Annotated in this window: 19 protein-coding genes and 1 pseudogene; 11 read left to right on the top strand and 9 right to left on the bottom strand. The window is 61.8% G+C overall.

Annotated elements, in window-relative coordinates:
* The first annotated feature begins 6 nt into the window (after positions 1 to 6).
* Positions 7 to 822 carry an alpha/beta hydrolase gene (locus SAZ10_RS20530; RefSeq protein ID WP_318611223.1) on the top strand — a complete coding sequence of 272 codons (816 nt, stop codon included), beginning with the start codon at positions 7 to 9 and terminating at the stop codon, positions 820 to 822.
* 130 nt (positions 823 to 952) lie between these two features.
* Here the strand turns inward: SAZ10_RS20530 and SAZ10_RS20525 are convergent, their stop codons facing one another.
* Positions 953 to 1,297 carry a RidA family protein gene (locus SAZ10_RS20525; RefSeq protein WP_318611222.1) on the bottom strand — a complete coding sequence of 115 codons (345 nt, stop codon included), beginning with the start codon at positions 1,295 to 1,297 and terminating at the stop codon, positions 953 to 955.
* Between the two features lie 29 nt (positions 1,298 to 1,326).
* A complete protein-coding gene (locus tag SAZ10_RS20520) occupies positions 1,327 to 2,439 on the bottom strand; it encodes an FAD-binding oxidoreductase (RefSeq protein WP_318611221.1) in 1,113 nt (370 codons plus the stop codon).
* 284 nt (positions 2,440 to 2,723) lie between these two features.
* Here SAZ10_RS20520 and aztA point away from each other — a divergent pair, with 284 nt between their 5' ends.
* The 5 genes from aztA to SAZ10_RS20495 all read left to right on the top strand — a co-directional run bounded on the left by aztA (position 2,724) and on the right by SAZ10_RS20495 (position 6,727).
* Positions 2,724 to 3,536: a zinc ABC transporter ATP-binding protein AztA gene (gene aztA / locus SAZ10_RS20515; protein ID WP_318611220.1), complete on the top strand. Its 813-nt coding sequence runs from the start codon at positions 2,724 to 2,726 to the stop codon at positions 3,534 to 3,536.
* Between the two features lie 5 nt (positions 3,537 to 3,541).
* A complete protein-coding gene (aztB, locus tag SAZ10_RS20510) occupies positions 3,542 to 4,408 on the top strand; it encodes a zinc ABC transporter permease AztB (protein ID WP_318611219.1) in 867 nt (288 codons plus the stop codon).
* A 21-nt stretch (positions 4,409 to 4,429) separates the two neighbouring features.
* The gene (gene aztC / locus SAZ10_RS20505; RefSeq protein ID WP_318611218.1) at positions 4,430 to 5,380 is read left to right on the top strand and encodes a zinc ABC transporter substrate-binding protein AztC; all 951 of its coding nucleotides are present in this window, start codon (positions 4,430 to 4,432) and stop codon (positions 5,378 to 5,380) included.
* A gap of 68 nt (positions 5,381 to 5,448) precedes the next feature.
* A complete protein-coding gene (pcaD, locus tag SAZ10_RS20500) occupies positions 5,449 to 6,243 on the top strand; it encodes a 3-oxoadipate enol-lactonase (RefSeq protein ID WP_318611217.1) in 795 nt (264 codons plus the stop codon).
* Positions 6,244 to 6,385: 142 nt separating this feature from the next.
* Positions 6,386 to 6,727 carry a TIGR01244 family sulfur transferase gene (locus tag SAZ10_RS20495; protein WP_318611331.1) on the top strand — a complete coding sequence of 114 codons (342 nt, stop codon included), beginning with the start codon at positions 6,386 to 6,388 and terminating at the stop codon, positions 6,725 to 6,727.
* Positions 6,728 to 6,927: 200 nt separating this feature from the next.
* Here SAZ10_RS20495 and SAZ10_RS20490 read toward each other — a convergent pair whose 3' ends face one another.
* On the bottom strand, positions 6,928 to 7,395 hold the full coding sequence (locus SAZ10_RS20490; RefSeq protein WP_412535254.1) for an Lrp/AsnC family transcriptional regulator: 468 nt from the start codon (positions 7,393 to 7,395) through the stop codon (positions 6,928 to 6,930).
* Between the two features lie 142 nt (positions 7,396 to 7,537).
* Between SAZ10_RS20490 and hppD the strand changes: the two genes are divergently transcribed.
* A complete protein-coding gene (hppD, locus tag SAZ10_RS20485) occupies positions 7,538 to 8,650 on the top strand; it encodes a 4-hydroxyphenylpyruvate dioxygenase (protein ID WP_318611215.1) in 1,113 nt (370 codons plus the stop codon).
* A gap of 5 nt (positions 8,651 to 8,655) precedes the next feature.
* Here the strand turns inward: hppD and SAZ10_RS20480 are convergent, their stop codons facing one another.
* The 3 genes from SAZ10_RS20480 to hmgA all read right to left on the bottom strand — a co-directional run bounded on the left by SAZ10_RS20480 (position 8,656) and on the right by hmgA (position 11,625).
* Positions 8,656 to 9,198, bottom strand: a complete 543-nt coding sequence (locus SAZ10_RS20480) for a DinB family protein (protein ID WP_318611214.1) — start codon at positions 9,196 to 9,198, stop codon at positions 8,656 to 8,658.
* Position 9,199: 1 nt separating this feature from the next.
* Positions 9,200 to 10,207 carry a fumarylacetoacetate hydrolase family protein gene (locus SAZ10_RS20475; RefSeq protein WP_318611213.1) on the bottom strand — a complete coding sequence of 336 codons (1,008 nt, stop codon included), beginning with the start codon at positions 10,205 to 10,207 and terminating at the stop codon, positions 9,200 to 9,202.
* 104 nt (positions 10,208 to 10,311) lie between these two features.
* The gene (gene hmgA, locus SAZ10_RS20470; RefSeq protein WP_318611212.1) at positions 10,312 to 11,625 is read right to left on the bottom strand and encodes a homogentisate 1,2-dioxygenase; all 1,314 of its coding nucleotides are present in this window, start codon (positions 11,623 to 11,625) and stop codon (positions 10,312 to 10,314) included.
* Positions 11,626 to 11,766: 141 nt separating this feature from the next.
* Here hmgA and SAZ10_RS20465 point away from each other — a divergent pair, with 141 nt between their 5' ends.
* The 3 genes and pseudogenes from SAZ10_RS20465 to SAZ10_RS33640 all read left to right on the top strand — a co-directional run bounded on the left by SAZ10_RS20465 (position 11,767) and on the right by SAZ10_RS33640 (position 13,016).
* Positions 11,767 to 12,237 carry a MarR family transcriptional regulator gene (locus SAZ10_RS20465; RefSeq protein WP_318611211.1) on the top strand — a complete coding sequence of 157 codons (471 nt, stop codon included), beginning with the start codon at positions 11,767 to 11,769 and terminating at the stop codon, positions 12,235 to 12,237.
* Positions 12,238 to 12,355: 118 nt separating this feature from the next.
* Entirely contained in the window at positions 12,356 to 12,655 is a 300-nt protein-coding gene (locus tag SAZ10_RS20460) for a nucleotidyltransferase family protein (RefSeq protein ID WP_318611210.1), read from the top strand.
* Positions 12,655 to 13,016 (top strand): annotated as a pseudogene (locus SAZ10_RS33640) (DUF86 domain-containing protein). Before SAZ10_RS20460 ends, SAZ10_RS33640 begins: the two are co-directional and overlap by 1 nt.
* 10 nt (positions 13,017 to 13,026) lie before the next feature.
* Here SAZ10_RS33640 and tdh read toward each other — a convergent pair.
* Positions 13,027 to 14,061 (bottom strand): L-threonine 3-dehydrogenase, encoded by a 1,035-nt coding sequence (gene tdh, locus SAZ10_RS20455; protein ID WP_318611330.1) that lies wholly within the window; start codon positions 14,059 to 14,061, stop codon positions 13,027 to 13,029.
* Positions 14,061 to 15,248, bottom strand: a complete 1,188-nt coding sequence (locus SAZ10_RS20450; RefSeq protein WP_318611209.1) for a glycine C-acetyltransferase — start codon at positions 15,246 to 15,248, stop codon at positions 14,061 to 14,063. Before SAZ10_RS20450 ends, tdh begins: the two co-directional genes overlap by 1 nt.
* Positions 15,249 to 15,532: 284 nt before the next feature.
* On the opposite strand from SAZ10_RS20450, the gene SAZ10_RS20445 reads away from it, so the two are divergent.
* Positions 15,533 to 15,895 carry an SPW repeat protein gene (locus SAZ10_RS20445; protein ID WP_318611208.1) on the top strand — a complete coding sequence of 121 codons (363 nt, stop codon included), beginning with the start codon at positions 15,533 to 15,535 and terminating at the stop codon, positions 15,893 to 15,895.
* Between the two features lie 69 nt (positions 15,896 to 15,964).
* Here the strand turns inward: SAZ10_RS20445 and SAZ10_RS20440 are convergent, their stop codons facing one another.
* Positions 15,965 to 17,170, bottom strand: a complete 1,206-nt coding sequence (locus SAZ10_RS20440) for an acyl-CoA dehydrogenase (protein WP_318611207.1) — start codon at positions 17,168 to 17,170, stop codon at positions 15,965 to 15,967.
* Between the last annotated feature and the right edge of the window lie 154 nt (positions 17,171 to 17,324).

The following is a 17,324-nucleotide window of genomic DNA, read 5'->3' as shown; positions in this document are numbered from 1 at the left end:
GCCGGAATGCAACTGGACCCATTTCGAATCCGCGACCACGTCGCCGACTTCGATAGGATCGTGCAGGAGATCGTTCGCCGCAGCGAAGCGGCGCGCGCGACAATCGCGAGGGCCGCCGACGTCCCATACGGCCCGGGAGCGGCAGAGACGGTCGACCTGTTCTTTCCCGCAGGGGAGCGCCAGGCTCTCCCGGTGCACATGTTCATCCATGGCGGCTATTGGCGAATGTTCTCCAAGCGCGACTACTCCTATATCGCCGACACAGTGACGCGGGCCGGCGCCATGGCAGTCATCGTCGACTACGCGCTCATGCCGATGGTGAGGATGGCGGCAATCGTCGATCAAGTGCGTCGTGCCAAGAAATGGGTGCTCGACCATATCGCCGGATACGGCGGCGATCCTGGCAGCTTGACCGTGAGCGGCCATTCCGCCGGAGCGCATCTTGCGACCATGCTTTTCGACGAGGGCAACTCACCATCGGAAATCAAAGGGGCACTGCTGCTCGGCGGGCTCTATGATCTGAAGCCGCTGCAGAATTCCTTCCTGGCAGCCGAGATTGGCATCACCGACGAGGAAGCCGCGGAATTCTCGCCGCTCAACCACCGCTTCGACAAGAGCGTAAGCGTCAAGATCCTCGTCGGGGCCGATGAAACGGCGCCCTTCCACGCTCAAGCGGACGAGTTTGCAAAACTTCTCGGGAGCCAAGGCTTGGCAGTATCGAAAGGCACCCTTCCGGGCAGCAATCACATGAGCAGCGTGCGCGACCTCGGGGTCCCCGGAACTCAGGAAGCGAAGATGTTGGCGAGCATCTTTCGGGCCTAGAGCCCTGGACCGAAAAGAGCGCAGCTCTTTGTGACAATCGATTAAACGAAGAGATAGAGCGGCGTAGCGATTCAACTTGAACGCACGCCGCTCAAAAACTCCCTACGGAGCAAACGGCGAGCTTAGCTGCCTACAACGCTGCGGTGATGATGATCTCGACCTTGTATTCCGGCGTTGCCAGCTTGGCCTCACCGGTCGCGCGGGCGGGCGCGTCCTTGCCGTCGATCCACTTGTCCCAGACCGAATTCATCTCGGCGAAGTCGTTCATGTCGGCGAGCCAGATGATGGCCTGCAGGATCTTGGACTTGTCGCTACCAGCCTCCTTCAAAAGCCGCTCGACGGCCACAAGGATGTCCTTGGTCTGCTCGGCCACGCTCTTGCCCGCTGTGCCGACCTGGCCGGCGAGATAGACGGTGTTGCCGTGGACAACGGCCTGGCTCATGCGCGGCCCGGCTTCGATACGACGAATGGTCATGGCTTCTCCTCTTTCGAATTTGCTGGAAATCAGTTGCGGAAGCGGTCTGGTGACAGGGCTGGCACGACCGCTGCGAGGTCATCCGGAATGGATGCTCGCCTTATCAACTGCCCGGCGAGTCGTGACAAGGCCGGTGAGGTCTGGATGCCGTAACCGCCCTGCCCGGCCAGCCAGAAAAAGCCTTCCGCAGTGCTGTCGAACCCAGCCACCGGCGTACGGTCCGGCGGAAAGCTGCGCAGGCCGGCCCAGCGCGTCTCGACGCGCGTGACCGGCAGGTCGATCGCCCGCTCGAAGCGATCGAGGCCTTCGGCGAGCACCATGTCGTCGACGAACGCGTCATGCGGCTCGACCGGGTCCTCATCGGCCGGCGAGACCAGCAGGCGCCCGCTCTCCGGCTTCATGTACCAACGCTCCGCGGCGTCGTCGACCAGCGGCCAGCGCGAAACGTCATGCCCGGCCGGCGCCGGCAGCACGGCGATGCTTCGCCTCAATGGCCGGATAGTAAGCGGCGCGACCCCGCAGGCCTCTGCTACCGAATCCGCCCAGGCGCCGGCAGCATCGACGACGATGGCGGCGTCGATCGTGCCGGCTCGGGTTTCGATCACCCAGCGGCCCCCAACGCGCCGTGCGTTGAAAAGCTCGGCATCCGTCACGAGTCGTGCCCCGCCGGCCTTGGCCTTCTTCAGCCAGCCCTGGTGAAGTGCGGCGACATCGATATCCAACGCATCAGGCTCAAATGCCGCGGCGACCAGCCGGTCGCGCCTGATGAGCGGCATCAGCGAGCAGGCTTGGTCTACCGAGATTTGCTGCAGTCCAGCCGACTGCTTGAGATGTGATTCGAGCGCGGCAAGGCTATCGGCGTCGGCGATGGTGAGCATCCCGCGCCGCTTCAGCAATGGGCTGGGAAAGAGTGTCGGATCAGCCGCCTCGAATCGCGGTCGGCTCGCGCGGCTCAGCGATCGGATGACCGAATTGCCATAGTTCTGGATGAAGATCGCCGCCGAGCGGCCCGTCGAATGATAGCCGGGGCGGCTTTCCCGCTCGATGAGCACGACGCTGAAGTCACCGGCAAGCTCAGCCGCAAGGCCGGCGCCGGCGATGCCTGCTCCGACGATCGCCACATCGGTGCTGATCTGATCCATCAAGCCGACGGTCTCCTACCTCTGTTCCGATTCAGCGCTTTGTTTTTTTCAGCGAGATCTTGTCCGAAAACTCTGCATCTTCAGCTGCGCTGACCTTCGGTTCCGGATCAGGCTCCAAACGCCGGCAGGTCTCACATGGCTGGCTTCGATTTGAAAGAGGCGCGCTGGCAAGTTTGATTGCGCCACGCTCGGGATCGGGCAATGGCCCGAGTGTTGACTTGTGTAATAATATTACATATCAGTAGCAACGAAGCGATCGGCAACAAGGATCCCGAGCCCGCCCGATGACGCAACCCTGCCTGATCTTTCGCGATCTCACGCTGGGCTATAACAGGCATCCGGCGGTGCATCATCTGTCCGGCACCGTCGATGCCGGGTCCTTGACGGCTGTGGTGGGAGCAAACGGCTCCGGCAAGTCGACCCTGATGAAGGGTATCGTCGGCGTCTTGAAACCGATGGACGGCGAGATCGTCAACGCGCGCGGCGCTCGCATCGCTTATTTGCCGCAACAGTCGGAACTCGACCGTTCTTTCCCGGCGCGCGTCCTGGACCTGGTCTCGCTGGGGCTCTGGCCACGACGCGGCCTGCTCGGCCGCTACAGGCCCGAAGACCGTGAGGCCGTCGCAAGGGCTCTGATGGCGGTCGGCCTGGAAGGCTTCGACAAACGGCCGATCGATACGCTATCCGGTGGGCAGTTGCAGCGGGCGCTGTTCGCGCGCGTCCTGGTCCAGGACGCCGAGATCATCCTGCTCGACGAGCCGTTCAATGCGATCGATGCCAAGACGGTTGTCGACCTCGTCGCATTGATCAAGCGCTGGCATGGCGAGAAGCGCACGATCATGGTCGTCGTCCACGACATCAACCTGGTGCGAGAGCATTTCCCCCAGACGCTGCTTCTAGCGCGGCAGAAGGTCGCCTGGGGTGACACCAGGGAGGCGCTGAAACCTGAGAACCTGCTGCGCGCCCGACGCTTCGACGAGGCCTGGCACGAGGATGCACCGTGGTGCGAACCGGAAGAGCATGACGATGCGGAGGCTGCAGTCCATCACCATGGTCGTGGGGACGAGCATAGCCATTCCGGTTCGCATGCGGCGTGACGTCCATGTATGAGTTGCTGATCGCCCCATTCGTCGACTACGGTTTCATGCAGCGCGCGCTGCTCGGCTGCATGATGCTCTCGGTCGCAGGCTGCCCGGTCGGCGTGTTCCTGATGCTGCGGCGCATGAGCCTGATGGGCGACGCCATGGCGCACGCGATCCTGCCGGGCGCGGCCGCCGGCTTCCTGCTCTATGGCCTGCAGATCATACCTATGACCATCGGCGGGCTGATCGCCGGCGTGGTGGTTGCGATGGGCGCGGGGCTCGTCTCTCAATTCACGATCCAGAGGGAAGACGCCTCCATGGCGGCCTTCTATCTGATCTCGCTTGCGGTCGGCGTCCTCATAGTGTCGATCCGCGGCTCGAGCGTCGACCTGATGCATGTGCTGTTCGGCACCGTCCTCGCGCTCAATGACGAGGCTCTCTCGCTGATCGGAATCATCGCGGCGGTGACGCTTGCCGTCCTTGTGCTCTTCTGGCGCGCGCTCGTGGCCGAGAGCATGGATCCTCTCTTCTTGCGGTCGGTGAGCCGGCTTGGCACGCCTGTGCATTTCATTTTCCTCGGCCTTGTCGTGCTCAATCTGGTCGGTGGCTTCCAGGCGCTTGGTACGCTGCTTTCCGTCGGTCTGATGATGCTGCCTGCTGCGGCTGCCCGCTTCTGGACCGTGCGCGTCGGGCCGATGTGCCTGCTTGCCGTCCTGATCGGCTTCGGCTCCTGCGTGGCCGGCCTGCTCATTTCCTACCATGCCTCGCTACCGTCCGGCCCGGCGATCATTCTGTCGGCCGGCGCGGTCTATGGCCTTTCCATTGTCTTCGGTGTGCGCGGCATCCTCAACACGCGGGTGCGTCGCCACCGCCACCTGACCGCCTGATCCAACCAAGAGGAGCATGCAATGCTGAAATCGCTTCGTCTCGTCGCCTTGATGAGCGTTATAACATTAAGTCCGGTTGGGTTTGCCGCGGCGGAAGCCAAGACGCTCGACGTAGTGGCGAGCTTTTCCATCATCGGCGACTTCGCCAAGAACGTCGGCGGCGACAACGTGAAGATCACCACGATCGTCGGGCCTGACGGCGATGCGCATGTCTACGAGCCCTCTCCGGCCGATGCCAAGGCGATGGCCAAAGCCGATGTCGTGCTGGTCAACGGGCTGCACTTTGAAGGCTTCCTGCAGCGGCTCGTGGAAACAAGCGGCACCAAGGCAACCGTCGTCGAACTGACGAAGGGCATCACCCCGATCGAGTTCAAGCCCGAGTTTGCCGATGAGGACGAGGGCGATGCTACGGCAAATGCCGGCGAGGCACATGACCATGGCAACATCGATCCGCATGCATTCCAGGCCATCGCCAATGCCAGGATATACGTCGCCAATATCGTCGACGCCTTCTGTGCGGCAGATGCCGCGGGCTGCGAGACCTACAAGGCGAATGCAGCCAACTACACGGACAGGCTCGGTGCACTGGAGAAGGAGGTGAAGGATGCAGTCGCCTCGATCCCCCCGGAGAAACGAACGATCATCACCTCGCATGACGCGTTCGGCTATTTTGAGCACGAATACGGTCTGACCTTCCACGCACCGGAAGGTATCTCGACCGAGGCCGAGCCTTCGGCCGCCGACGTTGCCAAGCTGATCGATCAGGTCAGACAGGAGAAGGCCGCGGCGGTCTTCGTAGAGAACATCACAAACCAGCGGCTGATCGAACAGATCGCTTCGGAAACCGGCCTGAAGATCGGCGGCACGCTCTATTCCGACGCCCTGTCACCGGCGGACGGCCCGGCTTCGACCTACATCGACCTGATGAAGCACAACATCGCCACCATCAAAGGTGCGATCCTCGGGAGTTGAAGCCAGCCAGAATTGACCCCCAGCTCTCCTTGCCACATCCTCTGCCATAATCCGGAGGAGTTCGCGCCATGGCTTTCGCACGCGCAAACGGCATCGTGCTTCACTATGAAGCGAGCGGCCCGACAGACCGGCCGCCGCTGATCTTCATCAATTCATTGGGTACCGACCTGCGCATCTGGGACAAGGTCGTCGAGCGTCTCGGCAACCAATATCGCATGATCCGCTACGACAAGCGCGGCCACGGGCTCTCCGAGGCCCCGCCTCCGCCCTACCCTCTTACCGACCATGTGGCGGATCTTGCCGGGCTGCTGGACCATCTCGGGATCCGGCGCACGGCTGTGGTCGGCCTCTCTGTCGGCGGCCAGATCGCGCAGGGACTCGCCGCGCTGCATCCGGAGCGGGTGGCCGCGCTCGTGCTTTCGGACACCGCCCATAAGATCGGCACCCGCGAAAGCTGGGACGATCGCATCGATCTCGTTGCCCGCAAGGGCTTGGGCGTGCTGGTCGAGCGCGTGATGCCGCTCTGGTTCACCACCCAATTCCGCAAGCCGGACAATCCTGACTATGCCGGCTATGTCGCCATGTTCACGCGCACTCCTGTCGATGGATATGTTGGCACCTGCGCATCGGTTCGCGATGCCGACCTGACGGAATCGACCCGCGCGCTCATCGTGCCGACGCTTTGTATCGTGGGCGAGCAGGACGGCTCAACGCCGCCAGACTTGGTGCGCTCGATGGCCAACCTCATCCGCAATTCGGAATTCCGCATCATTCCCAATGCGGGGCACATTCCCTGCGCGGAACAGCCGGACGCCGTCGCCGGCCTGGTGGGCGGCTTCCTGCGCGGCCTTCACTATCAGTGATTATTTTTCGGCGATGTGATCGACATGAGCATCGTATTGTTGCGGCAGCCCTGCAATGAGACGGCGCGCCAGTTGCTCCGCTGATCGCCAAATGGCATGACAGTCGCCATATTCGGAGCCGAATGTGAGCAAGAGGATTGCCATGGAATACCGCCCGATCGCCGATGATTACGCCGTTTCCGGTCAGATCACTGCAGAGGATGTCCAGGCCATCAAGGAGGCCGGGTTCAGAAGCATCATCTGCAACCGGCCCGACGACGAGCAGCCCGGTCAACCGACAGCACAGGAGATCGCGGTCGCCGCTGCGGCTGCCGACCTCATCTTTCGACACATTCCCTTCACCAGCGGCCAGATGACCGACGAGGACGTGCGCAAAATGGTCGAGGCGCTAGACGAGATCCCGGGACCTGTCTTCGCCTTCTGTCGTTCCGGCGCACGTTCGACGAATATCTATGCGGCGGCGAAGCAGGTGAAGGAGGGCTGAGGGGCAGACCAGCGGTTCTGTCTCTTGATTAAGGCAGGCGCAAATCGCTGACCTTGGAGATTGGCTGAGACGCAAAATGCCAGGCTCCCCCTTCGCCCCTTGTGGGAGAAGGGGGAGCCTGGCATCTTAGCTTGCCGCAAATCTCGATGTTGAGATTGGCGGATCCGAAATGCTGCGGGTCCATTCCCCTCTGCAACGGCTCATCCGAGCGGCAGCGCCGCGCTCTCCTTCAGCGTCTGCAGAACGATCGCTGTCTTCACGTGCTGCACGGATTCGTGCGGCAGCAGAACGTCATTGACGAATTCCGCCAGCGATTTCAGATCGGGTGTGATCACTTTCAATATGTAGTCCATCTCGCCGGTGAGCGCGTGCGCCTCCTGCACTTCCGGCAAGCGCGACACGAGCTCGGCGAAACGGCGGGCATTGTCGCGGTTGTGGGTGGCGAGTGTCACCGTCACCATATTGACGAGTGAGAAGCCCAGCCGATCGCGATCGAGCACGGCGCGATAGGCGCGGATGAACCCCTCGTCCTCGAGCCGCTGACGGCGCCGTGAGCATTGCGATGGCGAAAGGTTGACGCGCTCCGAGAGATCGCCGTTGGTGAGCCGGGCGTCCTCCTGCAGCAGCGCTAGTATCTTGCGGTCAAACTGATCAATCTGCGCCACCACGCCGCTTCTCCACCAGTCTATGCACGATTTGTGCATAATCACAGCATCTTGCGCCATTGATTGCAACCATGGCGCAGGGATGGCGCGTTATAGTGGGCGAAATGTGATCCTTGCAGCGTCCGCGCCGCAAACGGAGGAAATCATGGGCCCCTTCCCGCACGACGGACCGCCCCCGGAAATCAGCGAAGCCAATCCCGCAGGAACCGACGGCTTCGAATTCGTCGAATTTGCGCATCCTGAGCCCGCGCAACTGGCTGTTCTCTTCGAGCGCATGGGCTACACGCAGGTGGCCCGGCACCGGACGAAGAACATTTCGGTTTGGCGCCAGGGCGAGATCAACTACATCCTCAATGCCGAGCCTGGTTCGCATGCGGTTGCGTTCGTCGAGAGGCACGGTCCCTGTGCACCCTCGATGGCATGGCGCGTGGTCGACGCACATCATGCGTTCGAGCATGCAGTTTCCAAAGGCGCCACGCCTTACGAAGGCAAGGACAAGATGCTGGACGTGCCGGCGATCGTCGGCATCGGAGGATCGCTGCTCTATTTCGTCGATCGCTACGGCCAGAAGGGCTCACCCTATGACGCCGAGTTCGAATGGACCGGACCGCGCGACCCGAAGCCGGAAGGCGTCGGCTTCTACTATCTGGACCACCTGACCCACAACGTCTATCGCGGCAACATGGACAAATGGTGGGCGTTCTACCGCGAATTGTTCGGCTTCAAGCAGATCCATTATTTCGACATTGACGGCAGGATCACCGGGCTGGTGAGCCGCGCCATCACGTCGCCCTGCGGCAAGATCCGCATCCCGCTCAATGAGTCTAAGGACGAGACCAGCCAGATTGCCGAATATCTGAAGCGCTATAAGGGCGAAGGCATCCAGCACATCGCGGTCGGCACCGAAAACATCTATGACGCGACCGACAGGCTGCACGACAACGGGCTGAAGTTCATGCCCGGCCCGCCCGACACCTATTACGAGATGTCCCATGCGCGCGTGAAAGGCCATGAGGAGCCGATCGACCGCATGAAGAAGCATGGCATATTGATCGACGGCGAGGGCGTGGTCGGCGGCGGCATGACCAAAGTGCTGCTGCAGATCTTCTCAAAGACGGTGATCGGCCCGATCTTCTTCGAGTTCATACAGAGGAAGGGCGACGAGGGCTTCGGCGAGGGCAACTTCCGCGCGCTCTTCGAATCCATCGAGGAAGATCAGATCCGCCGCGGCGTTATAAAGGTGCAGGCGGCCGAGTAGCGGCCCTATCGCGCCAGCCCCAGCCGCTCCATTTCCTCCCGCCGCAGCTTCAGGTCGTAGTCAAGCAAGAACTCATCGAGCTGCGGCGGCTTGACCGAGGTTCCCGACAGCATCGCATGCACCTGGCCGCGATGGTGAATCTGGTGAAGGAAGAGATGCGCGAGCAGGTCACCGATGCGCTCGGGGATCTTTCCATCCTCGCGGCGGTCCGTGATTACCCTGCGATCTAGATCGCCGGGCCCGAGCGATCGGCAGAAGGCGATGAGGCGCTCGTCGGATTTTGACTGCGCTTCGGCGAGGAGTTGCTGATCATCGAATGCTTCGAACCTGTCAAAGGCGTCGGCGCCGATGCCAGCTTCTTCAAGGAAATCGAGGTAGAGGTGATCGACAGCGAGAATATGATTCAGCGTCTCCTTGATCGAGGGGAAGAAGCTGACGCGCTCAGCCTCGAACTCGCCGGGCTGGAGCGCCGAAACGGCGCGGTAGAGTCGATCGTTGGACCAGCGATTGTTCTCAGCCATGCGGATATTGTGACTGAGGAGGTCCATGTCAGCCCCTCTCGACCGTCTGCTCGATCGCCCCGAAAACCGAATGGCCGGCCCGATCCTTCATCTCGATGCGGACCGTATCGCCATATCTGAGGAACGGCGTCTTCGGCCCGCCATTGAGCAGGGTTTCGACCGTGCGCATCTCGACAATACAGCTATAGCCCGAGCCGCCCTCGGCGACCGGCCTGCCGGGCCCGCCCTCGAGCTTGTTCGACACCGTGCCCGAGCCGATGATGGTGCCGGCGCCGAGAGGGCGTGTTTTGGCGGCATGCGCGATCAGCCGCGGGAAATCGAAGGTCATGTCGACGCCGGCATTGGCGCGTCCGAACGGCTTGCCGTTCAGGTCGACGCTGAGCGGCAGGCTCACCTTGCCGCCGTCCCAGGCGTCGGCCAGCTCGTCGGGCGTGACGGCGACCGGCGAGAAGGCCGACGATGGCTTCGCCTGAAAGAAGCCGAAACCCTTGGCGATCTCGCCCGGCGCCAACGCACGCAGGCTGACGTCGTTGGCCAGCATCACGAGCCGGATCAGGCCCCTTGCCTCATCTGCGCTCGTGCCCATCGGCACATCGCCGGTGATGACCGCCACCTCGCCCTCGAAATCGATGCCCCAGGCTTCATCAGCCATGACGATGGGATCGCGCGGGCCAAGAAAGGAGTCCGAGCCGCCCTGGTACATCAGCGGATTAGTGAGAAAATCCGCAGGCATTTCCGCGCCGCGCGATTTGCGCACGAGCTCGACATGATTGACATACGCGGAACCGTCGGCCCACTGATACGCGCGCGGCAGGGGCGAGTGCGCGTCATGTTCATGGAAGCGCGACGACGGCACGGCGCCGTGCTCGAGCGACTCGGCGAGAGCGGCAAGATGGGGGGCGATCCGCTGCCAGTCGTCGAGAGCGGCCTGCAGCGTCGGTGCGAGGAAGGAAGCGTCGGTGTAGCGTATCAGGTCGCGTGAGACGATAGCCAGTCTCCCGTCGCGCGTTCCGTCCTTGAGCGTCGCTAGTTTCATCCAGTTGCCTCCCCTTTTTATGTGAATGGTGAATAGTGAAGTGGTGAATGGTGAGCCGAGATAGGGAGAGTTTGTTTCACCATTCACTATTCACCATTCACTATTCAAGACCAATCGCCTTCCGGTGTGCCGTTGAAGTGCTTCCTGAGACCGCTCCAGCAGTCCGCATAATCGTGCTGAAGCGTGCCGGCTTCTGCGGCATAGCGCGTGAGATGCTGCGGAAAGCGAGTCTCGAACATGAAGGCCATGGTGTCATCGAGCTTCGCCGGCTTCAACTCCACACTTGTCGCCTTCTTGTAGGCGTCCGCGTCCGGCCCGTGCGGCAGCATCATGTTGTGGAGGCTTATGCCGCCCGGCGCGAAGCCCTCCTCCTTGGCATCGTACTTGCCTCGGATCAGCCCCATGAACTCGCTCATGACGTTGCGGTGATACCAGGGTGGTCTGAAAGTGTGCTCGGCAACCAGCCAGCGCGGCGGGAAAATGATGAAGTCGACATTGGCCGTGCCCGCCTCGCCGGACGGCGAGGACAGCACGGTGAAGATCGACGGGTCGGGATGATCGAACAGGATCGCGCCGACAGGCGAGAAAGTCGAAAGGTCGTATTTGTAAGGGGCATAATTACCGTGCCAGGCGACGACGTCGAGCGGCGAATGCGGAAGCTCGGTCTCGTAGAAGCGGCCGCACCACTTGGCGATCAATCGACAAGGCCTGTCGCTCTCCTCGAACCAGGCGACGGGCGTCTTGAAGTCGCGCGGGTTGGCGAGGCAGTTGGCGCCGATCGGGCCGCGATCCGGCAACGTGAACTTGGCGCCGTAGTTCTCGCAGATATAGCCGCGAGCGGCGGCGCCGGTAAGCTCTACCTTGAAGACCATGCCGCGCGGGATGACGGCGATCTCGCCGGGGATGAGGCCAATCCGCCCCATCTCGGTGACGAGGGTGATGCCGCCCTCCTGCGGCACGAACAGCATCTCGCCATCGGCGTTGAAGAAATGGTCGTCGGCCATCGAGCGATTGGCGACATAGACATGCGCTGCCATTCCGGCCTGGCCGAAGATATCGCCGGCCGCAGTCATGGTTCTGACGCCGCGGATGAAGTCCGTCGGCTCTTCCGGAAGCGGCGTCGGATCCCAGCGCAGCTGGCCGAGCGGTAATTCGTTGTCGCCGAGATTGGGCGCACTTTTCCAGAGCGGCTGCTCGGCGCCATGAAAACGTACGCCATGACGGACACTCGGCCGGATGCGATAGAGCCAGGAGCGCTCATTGGCGCCGCGTGGGGCGGTGAAGGGCGAACCGGAAAGTTGCTCGGCATAGAGCCCGTAGGCAGGCCGCTGCGGCGAGTTCTGGCCTTGCGGCAGCGCACCCGGCAAGGCCTCCGTCTCGAAGTCGTTGCCGAAGCCCGGCATATAGGAAAGCGGCATGGCTTCCTCCCGAGTTGACGCTAGATAGTTGCGAATGTAACCATCGAAAAATGTAACTAACAACCGATATTCGCCCTTCCGGGTTTTGGGCTGGCGAGCCATTTGAAGCTCGCTTGGGGATGAAGCAGCACCGAAACGCAAATGGCCGACGAACCGATCCTGTCGCTGGAAGATTTCCTGCCTTACCGGCTCAATCGCCTCGCCGAGGCCGTGAGCCGCGATTTCTCGAAGCTCTACCGCGAGCGGTACGGGCTGACGCGGCCCGAATGGCGGGTGCTCGCGACGCTCGGCGAATTTCCGACCATGACGGCGACCGAGATCGGAACGCATTCTTCCATGCACAAGACCAAGGTGAGCCGCGCCGTCGTCGAATTGGAGCGCCACGGGTGGCTGACACGCAAGACCGATGATGCCGACCGCCGGGTCGAGCATCTGGCGCTCACCAAGGCGGGGCGCGGTGTCTATCGCGAGATGGTGCCGGTTGCGAACGCGTTCCAGGCGCGACTGCTCGCGAAGCTCGATGAAAAGCAAAGGGACGCCGTCATGATGGCGCTCGGGGCACTCGAATTTGCCGAACTCCCGCTTCAGGGGAACATGCCGGCGGAGCAGTGAAAGCGTTGGAGCCGCATATTTTCACGGAAGCTTCCATCCAGTTCCGCGCAGTTCCAGCCTGATACGGCCGGCAATTGTCCGACTCGCCTCACCATTTCTGGGCCGCTATATTGTTGCCATGAAACGGGACGAAGTAATCCGCCGCCTCAAATCAACCGAACCTGCGCTGCGCTCCCGAGGCATCGCGGCGTTGTTCCTTTTCGGATCTCACGCTCGGGATGCCGCCAAGCCGACATCTGACATAGATGTATTCGTCGATCCGGATCGAGATAAGATGTTTGGCTTCGATGAATTCATGGACAGTTACGAAACGCTCAAAGCCGCGCTGCCAGATCAGCAAATCGGGTTCAGCACTCGCGAAGGCATCGACAGACATGTTCGCCCTTATGTCGAGCGCGAAGCTGTTCGTGTTTTCTAATGGCGGCGACGGCAAATCCACGCGCCCGGCTTCTGCACATCCTTGAGGAGATTGACGGAGTTTCAACCGTAATCGAGGGCATGGACTACCGCGGCTACCATGACAACTATGTCGCCATTCGCGTGGTTGAGAGAGCGCTAGAAATCATTTCGGAAGCCGCGCGCGCCTTGCCGGATCAGTTCCTCAGCGCTACCCGGAGGTGGATTGGCTCCGGATTCGAGGAATAGGGAACTTTCTCCGACACGAGTACCATCGGCTCGACGCGAGCCTGCTCTGGGATATCGTAACCAACAAGCTGCCGCCGATGCGCCCGGTCATCGTTCGCATGCTCGATGACCTTCAGAGTGATCAGGTGGAGTGAGCGTCGATCCTCACCAGTCCATCACCACCTTGCCGGAATTCCCGCTCTTCATGGCCTCGAAGCCGGCGATGTAATCGTCGACGCCGATCCGATGGGTGATCAGGCCGGAGACGTCGAGCGGGCCCTGCACCAGCGCGATCATCTTGTACCAGGTCTCGAACATCTCGCGGCCGTAGATGCCCTTGAGCGTGAGCATCTTGAAGATGACCTTGTTCCAGTCGATCTCGAAGCCGGTCGGTGCGATGCCTAGAATGGCGATCTTGCCGCCATTGTTCATCACGTCGATCATGTCGCGGAAGGCGCCGGCGGACCCTGACATTTCCAGCCCGACGTCGAAGCCTTCCCTCATCCCCTCCTCCCGCATCACGTCGCGAAGGTTCTCCTTCGACGCGTCCACGACGTGATGGATGCCGAGCTTCTTTGCGAGCGCCAGGCGGTGCGGATTGATGTCGGTGATGACCACTTTGCGCGCGCCGACCACCTGCGCCACCAATGCCCCCATGATGCCGATGGGCCCGGCGCCGGTCACCAGCACGTCCTCGCCGACCAGGTCGAAGGAGAGCGCCGTATGCACGGCGTTGCCCAGCGGATCGAAGATCGCGGCAATCTCGTCCGGAACGTCGTCGGGGATCGGCACGACATTGTGCTGCGGGATCGACAGATACTCGGCAAAGGCACCCGGCCGATTGACGCCGACCCCGAGTGTGTTGCGGCAAAGATGCCCTCGCCCGGCACGGCAGTTGCGACAGTGGCCGCAGACGATGTGGCCTTCGCCGGAGACACGCTGGCCGAGCTTGTATTCCGTCACGGCCGAGCCGAAATCGGCGACCGTGCCGACAAATTCATGGCCGGTAACCATCGGCACAGGCACGGTCTTCTGAGCCCACTGGTCCCAATTATAGATATGCACGTCGGTGCCGCAGATCGCGGTTTTCCTGACCTTGATCAGCACGTCATTGGGGCCGATCTCGGGAACGGGCACTTGCTGCATCCAGATGCCCGGCTCGGCTTTCGCCTTCACCAGGGCGCGCATCATGTTGGACATCATATCACTCCAAGCTCACGCCCGACCTCGACGAATGCGGCCACCGCGCGATCGACATCGGCGATGGAATGTGCGGCCGACATCTGCGTGCGGATGCGGGCCTGGCCCTTCGGCACGACCGGGAAGGAGAAGCCGATCACGTAGATTCCGCGCTCGAGCATCTTGGCGGCCATATCTTGCGCCAGCTGAGCATCGCCCAGCATGACCGGGATGATGGGATGACCTGCCCCGGCCAGCCTGAAACCTGCCTTCGTCATGTTCTCGCGGAAGCGAGCCGCATTCGCGTAGAGGCGCTCTCGCAGTCCATCGCCCTTGTCGATCAGCTCGAATACTTTCAGCGAGGCCCCGGCGATCGCTGGCGCCAGTGTGTTGGAGAAGAGATAGGGCCGCGATCGCTGGCGCAGCCAGTCCACCACTTGCGCCCTACCAGCCGTGTAGCCGCCCGACGCCCCGCCCAGCGCCTTGCCGAGTGTACCGGTGATGATGTCGACGCGGCCCTCGACGCCGCAATGCTCGGGCGAGCCGCGGCCGTGCTTCCCGACGAAGCCGACGGCGTGGCTGTCGTCGACCATCACCATCGCATCGTATTTCTCGGCAAGGTCGCAGATGCCCTTCAGATCGGCGATGATGCCATCCATCGAGAAGACGCCGTCCGTGGCGATCAGCCGGAAACGGGCGTCCGCGGTCTCCTTCAGCCGTGCCTCCAGGTCGGCCATGTCGTTGTTGGCGTAGCGATAGCGGCGCGCCTTGGAAAGCCGGATCCCATCAATGATGGAGGCGTGGTTCAGCGCGTCCGAGATGACCGCGTCTTCCTCGCCGAGCAGCGTCTCGAACAGGCCGCCATTGGCGTCGAAGCAGGAGGAGTAGAGGATGGTGTCCTCCATGCCGAGGAAGCCAGAGATCCTGGCCTCGAGCGCCTTGTGCTCCTCCTGCGTGCCGCAGATGAAGCGCACCGATGCCATTCCGTAGCCGTAGCGATCGAGCGCAGCCTTGGCTGAGTTCCGCAACTCCGCGCTATCGGCGAGGCCGAGATAGTTGTTGGCGCAGAAATTGAGGACTTCTTGACCGCCCGCCAGCTCGATCTCGCCGGACTGCATCGAAGTGATGACGCGCTCGGATTTGTAGAGTCCGGCGGATTTCAGCCCCTCCAGCTCGTTGGAGAGATGGGAAAGAAAAGCTTCGTTCATGGATCGCTCGATCCTTCTGCCTTGCCCCTTGTTGCCGCTTCCCAGCTTGCATGGCTATTGCAAAATCGACGCCGTGCGGGGGAACGGATGCGATGCCCTGTTGTTCTATAGCAGACGAACGGCTGTCTGCCGGACGCCAAAACATGTGTTTGGGCTGAAAGGTGGGCTTGCCTGCCGACCCCCACCACTTGAACCGGCGCACAAGCGAATTAAATCAATATCTAAGCGCGTTTGTGCGCGAAATCAAAGCTTTGGTCAGCTTCATATGGAATATGGAGGTTGTCATGGCTAACTCCCTGACGGAAGACCGGACGGCACAGGACTGGATCAACCTGGTTCTGGCGGTCTTATTGTTCATCTCCCCCTGGGTCGTCGGATTTGGAACCGACACTCACGCCTCGTGGAATGCCTGGATTATCGGCGTCGTGATCGCCATCCTTTCGATCGCTACGCTCTCGGCATTCGCGGAATGGGAGGAATGGATAAATTTTGTGCTCGGCCTATGGCTGATCGTCTCGCCATGGGTGCTCAGATTTGCCGCCGATACACACGCGATGTGGACCCACGTGATCCTGGGGATACTCGTCGCTGCCGTTGCGGCCTGGGCAGTCTGGGGCCACCGTCATATCCCTCACGCGCACGCGTGATCGAGACGGCGAGCGGGATGTGAGTCTCAGCCCGCCGCGCAGGCGGCGGGCAGGATTAGTGTGGCAGCTTCAGAAGAAGGCCTGCAGCCCTGTCTGCGCACGGCCAAGAATGAGGGCATGGACATCGTGCGTGCCCTCATAGGTATTGACGGTTTCAAGGTTCTGCGCGTGGCGCATGACGTGATAGCCGATCTGGATACCGTTCCCGCCATGCATGTCGCGGGCCTGTCGCGCAATATCCAGCGCCTTGCCACAATTGTTGCGCTTGACGATGGAAATCATCTCGGGCGCGAACTTTCCTTCGTCCATCAGCCGGCCGACCCGCAGTGAGGCCTGCAGGCCGAGCGCGATCTCGGTCTGCATGTCGGCAAGCTTCTTCTGGAAGAGTTGGGTCGCGGCCAGAGGCTTGCCGAACTGCTTGCGATCGAGGCCGTACTGGCGGGCACGAAACCAACAGTCCTCGGCAGCTCCCATGGCGCCCCAGGAAATGCCGTAGCGGGCGCGGTTGAGGCAGCCGAATGGGCCCTTCAGGCCTGAGACGTTGGGCAGCAGGGCATCTTCACCGACCTCGACATTTTCCATCACGACCTCGCCGGTGATCGAGGCGCGCAGGCTGAGCTTGCCGCCGATCTTCGGCGCCGAGAGGCCCTTGGTGCCCTTTTCCAGGACAAAGCCCCTGATCTGATTGTCATGCGCAGCCGACTTCGCCCAGACCACGAACACATCGGCGATCGGCGCGTTCGATATCCACATCTTGGAGCCGTTGAGGCGGTAGCCCGAAGGCGTCTTTTCGGCGCGAGTCTTCATGCCGCCGGGATCTGAACCGGCATCGGGCTCGGTCAGGCCAAAGCAACCTATCCACTCGCCGGAAGCGAGCTTCGGCAGGTATTTCCTGCGCTGATCTTCCGAGCCATAGGCGTGAATGGGATACATCACTAGCGAGGACTGCACGCTCATCATCGAGCGGTAGCCGGAATCGACACGCTCAACCTCGCGGGCAACCAGGCCGTAAGTGACATAGCCGGCGCCCAAGCCGCCATATTCCTCCGGAATCGTGATGCCGAGCAGGCCTGCCCCTCCCATCTCCCGGAAAATCGAAGGATCTGTCTTCTCTTCGATGTAAGCTTCCTCGACGCGGGGGGCGAGCTTGTCGGCAGCAAAGCTTGCGGCTGCGTCGCGGATCATGCGCTCGTCTTCGGTGAGCTGATCCTCCAGCAGGAAAGGGTCGTTCCAGGCAAAGGAAGCGGCGGTTGCGGGCTTGGTTTCGATGTTCATCGTGAGGTCCACATTTTGGCCGGACGAACCGGTTTCGGGGGTGCTCTGTAGCGCGGTCTGCAAGACCGGTCAAAAGCCGAGCTCAAGATGACCCTATAGCTCTTCACGCATCGTCCTTCTCAAAAATGCGCATGGGCGGCGAAACAACCCACCA

Origin of the sequence: Mesorhizobium sp. BAC0120 (assembly GCF_033542235.1) — a bacterium.
Classification (GTDB): domain Bacteria; phylum Pseudomonadota; class Alphaproteobacteria; order Rhizobiales; family Rhizobiaceae; genus JAWRCU01.
The sequence above is the reverse complement of the archived record's forward strand: the minus strand, read 5'-3'. Positions and strand labels throughout refer to the sequence as shown.

What these genes read in the sequence shown, in the direction of transcription:
- SAZ10_RS20530 (WP_318611223.1), top strand. Translation starts at nt 7, where the DNA reads ATGCAACTGGACCCATTTCGAATCCGCGACCACGTCGCCGACTTCGAT.
- SAZ10_RS20480 (WP_318611214.1), bottom strand. Translation starts at nt 9,198, where the DNA reads ATGGACCTCCTCAGTCACAATATCCGCATGGCTGAGAACAATCGCTGG.
- tdh (WP_318611330.1), bottom strand. Translation starts at nt 14,061, where the DNA reads ATGTCCAACATGATGCGCGCCCTGGTGAAGGCGAAAGCCGAGCCGGGC.
- SAZ10_RS20445 (WP_318611208.1), top strand. Translation starts at nt 15,533, where the DNA reads ATGGCTAACTCCCTGACGGAAGACCGGACGGCACAGGACTGGATCAAC.
- aztC (WP_318611218.1), top strand. Translation starts at nt 4,430, where the DNA reads ATGCTGAAATCGCTTCGTCTCGTCGCCTTGATGAGCGTTATAACATTA.
- SAZ10_RS20475 (WP_318611213.1), bottom strand. Translation starts at nt 10,207, where the DNA reads ATGAAACTAGCGACGCTCAAGGACGGAACGCGCGACGGGAGACTGGCT.
- SAZ10_RS20525 (WP_318611222.1), bottom strand. Translation starts at nt 1,297, where the DNA reads ATGACCATTCGTCGTATCGAAGCCGGGCCGCGCATGAGCCAGGCCGTT.
- SAZ10_RS20450 (WP_318611209.1), bottom strand. Translation starts at nt 15,248, where the DNA reads ATGAACGAAGCTTTTCTTTCCCATCTCTCCAACGAGCTGGAGGGGCTG.
- SAZ10_RS20440 (WP_318611207.1), bottom strand. Translation starts at nt 17,170, where the DNA reads ATGAACATCGAAACCAAGCCCGCAACCGCCGCTTCCTTTGCCTGGAAC.
- SAZ10_RS20460 (WP_318611210.1), top strand. Translation starts at nt 12,356, where the DNA reads ATGAAACGGGACGAAGTAATCCGCCGCCTCAAATCAACCGAACCTGCG.
- aztA (WP_318611220.1), top strand. Translation starts at nt 2,724, where the DNA reads ATGACGCAACCCTGCCTGATCTTTCGCGATCTCACGCTGGGCTATAAC.
- SAZ10_RS20520 (WP_318611221.1), bottom strand. Translation starts at nt 2,439, where the DNA reads ATGGATCAGATCAGCACCGATGTGGCGATCGTCGGAGCAGGCATCGCC.
- aztB (WP_318611219.1), top strand. Translation starts at nt 3,542, where the DNA reads ATGTATGAGTTGCTGATCGCCCCATTCGTCGACTACGGTTTCATGCAG.
- SAZ10_RS20495 (WP_318611331.1), top strand. Translation starts at nt 6,386, where the DNA reads ATGGAATACCGCCCGATCGCCGATGATTACGCCGTTTCCGGTCAGATC.
- pcaD (WP_318611217.1), top strand. Translation starts at nt 5,449, where the DNA reads ATGGCTTTCGCACGCGCAAACGGCATCGTGCTTCACTATGAAGCGAGC.
- hppD (WP_318611215.1), top strand. Translation starts at nt 7,538, where the DNA reads ATGGGCCCCTTCCCGCACGACGGACCGCCCCCGGAAATCAGCGAAGCC.
- SAZ10_RS20465 (WP_318611211.1), top strand. Translation starts at nt 11,767, where the DNA reads ATGGCCGACGAACCGATCCTGTCGCTGGAAGATTTCCTGCCTTACCGG.
- hmgA (WP_318611212.1), bottom strand. Translation starts at nt 11,625, where the DNA reads ATGCCGCTTTCCTATATGCCGGGCTTCGGCAACGACTTCGAGACGGAG.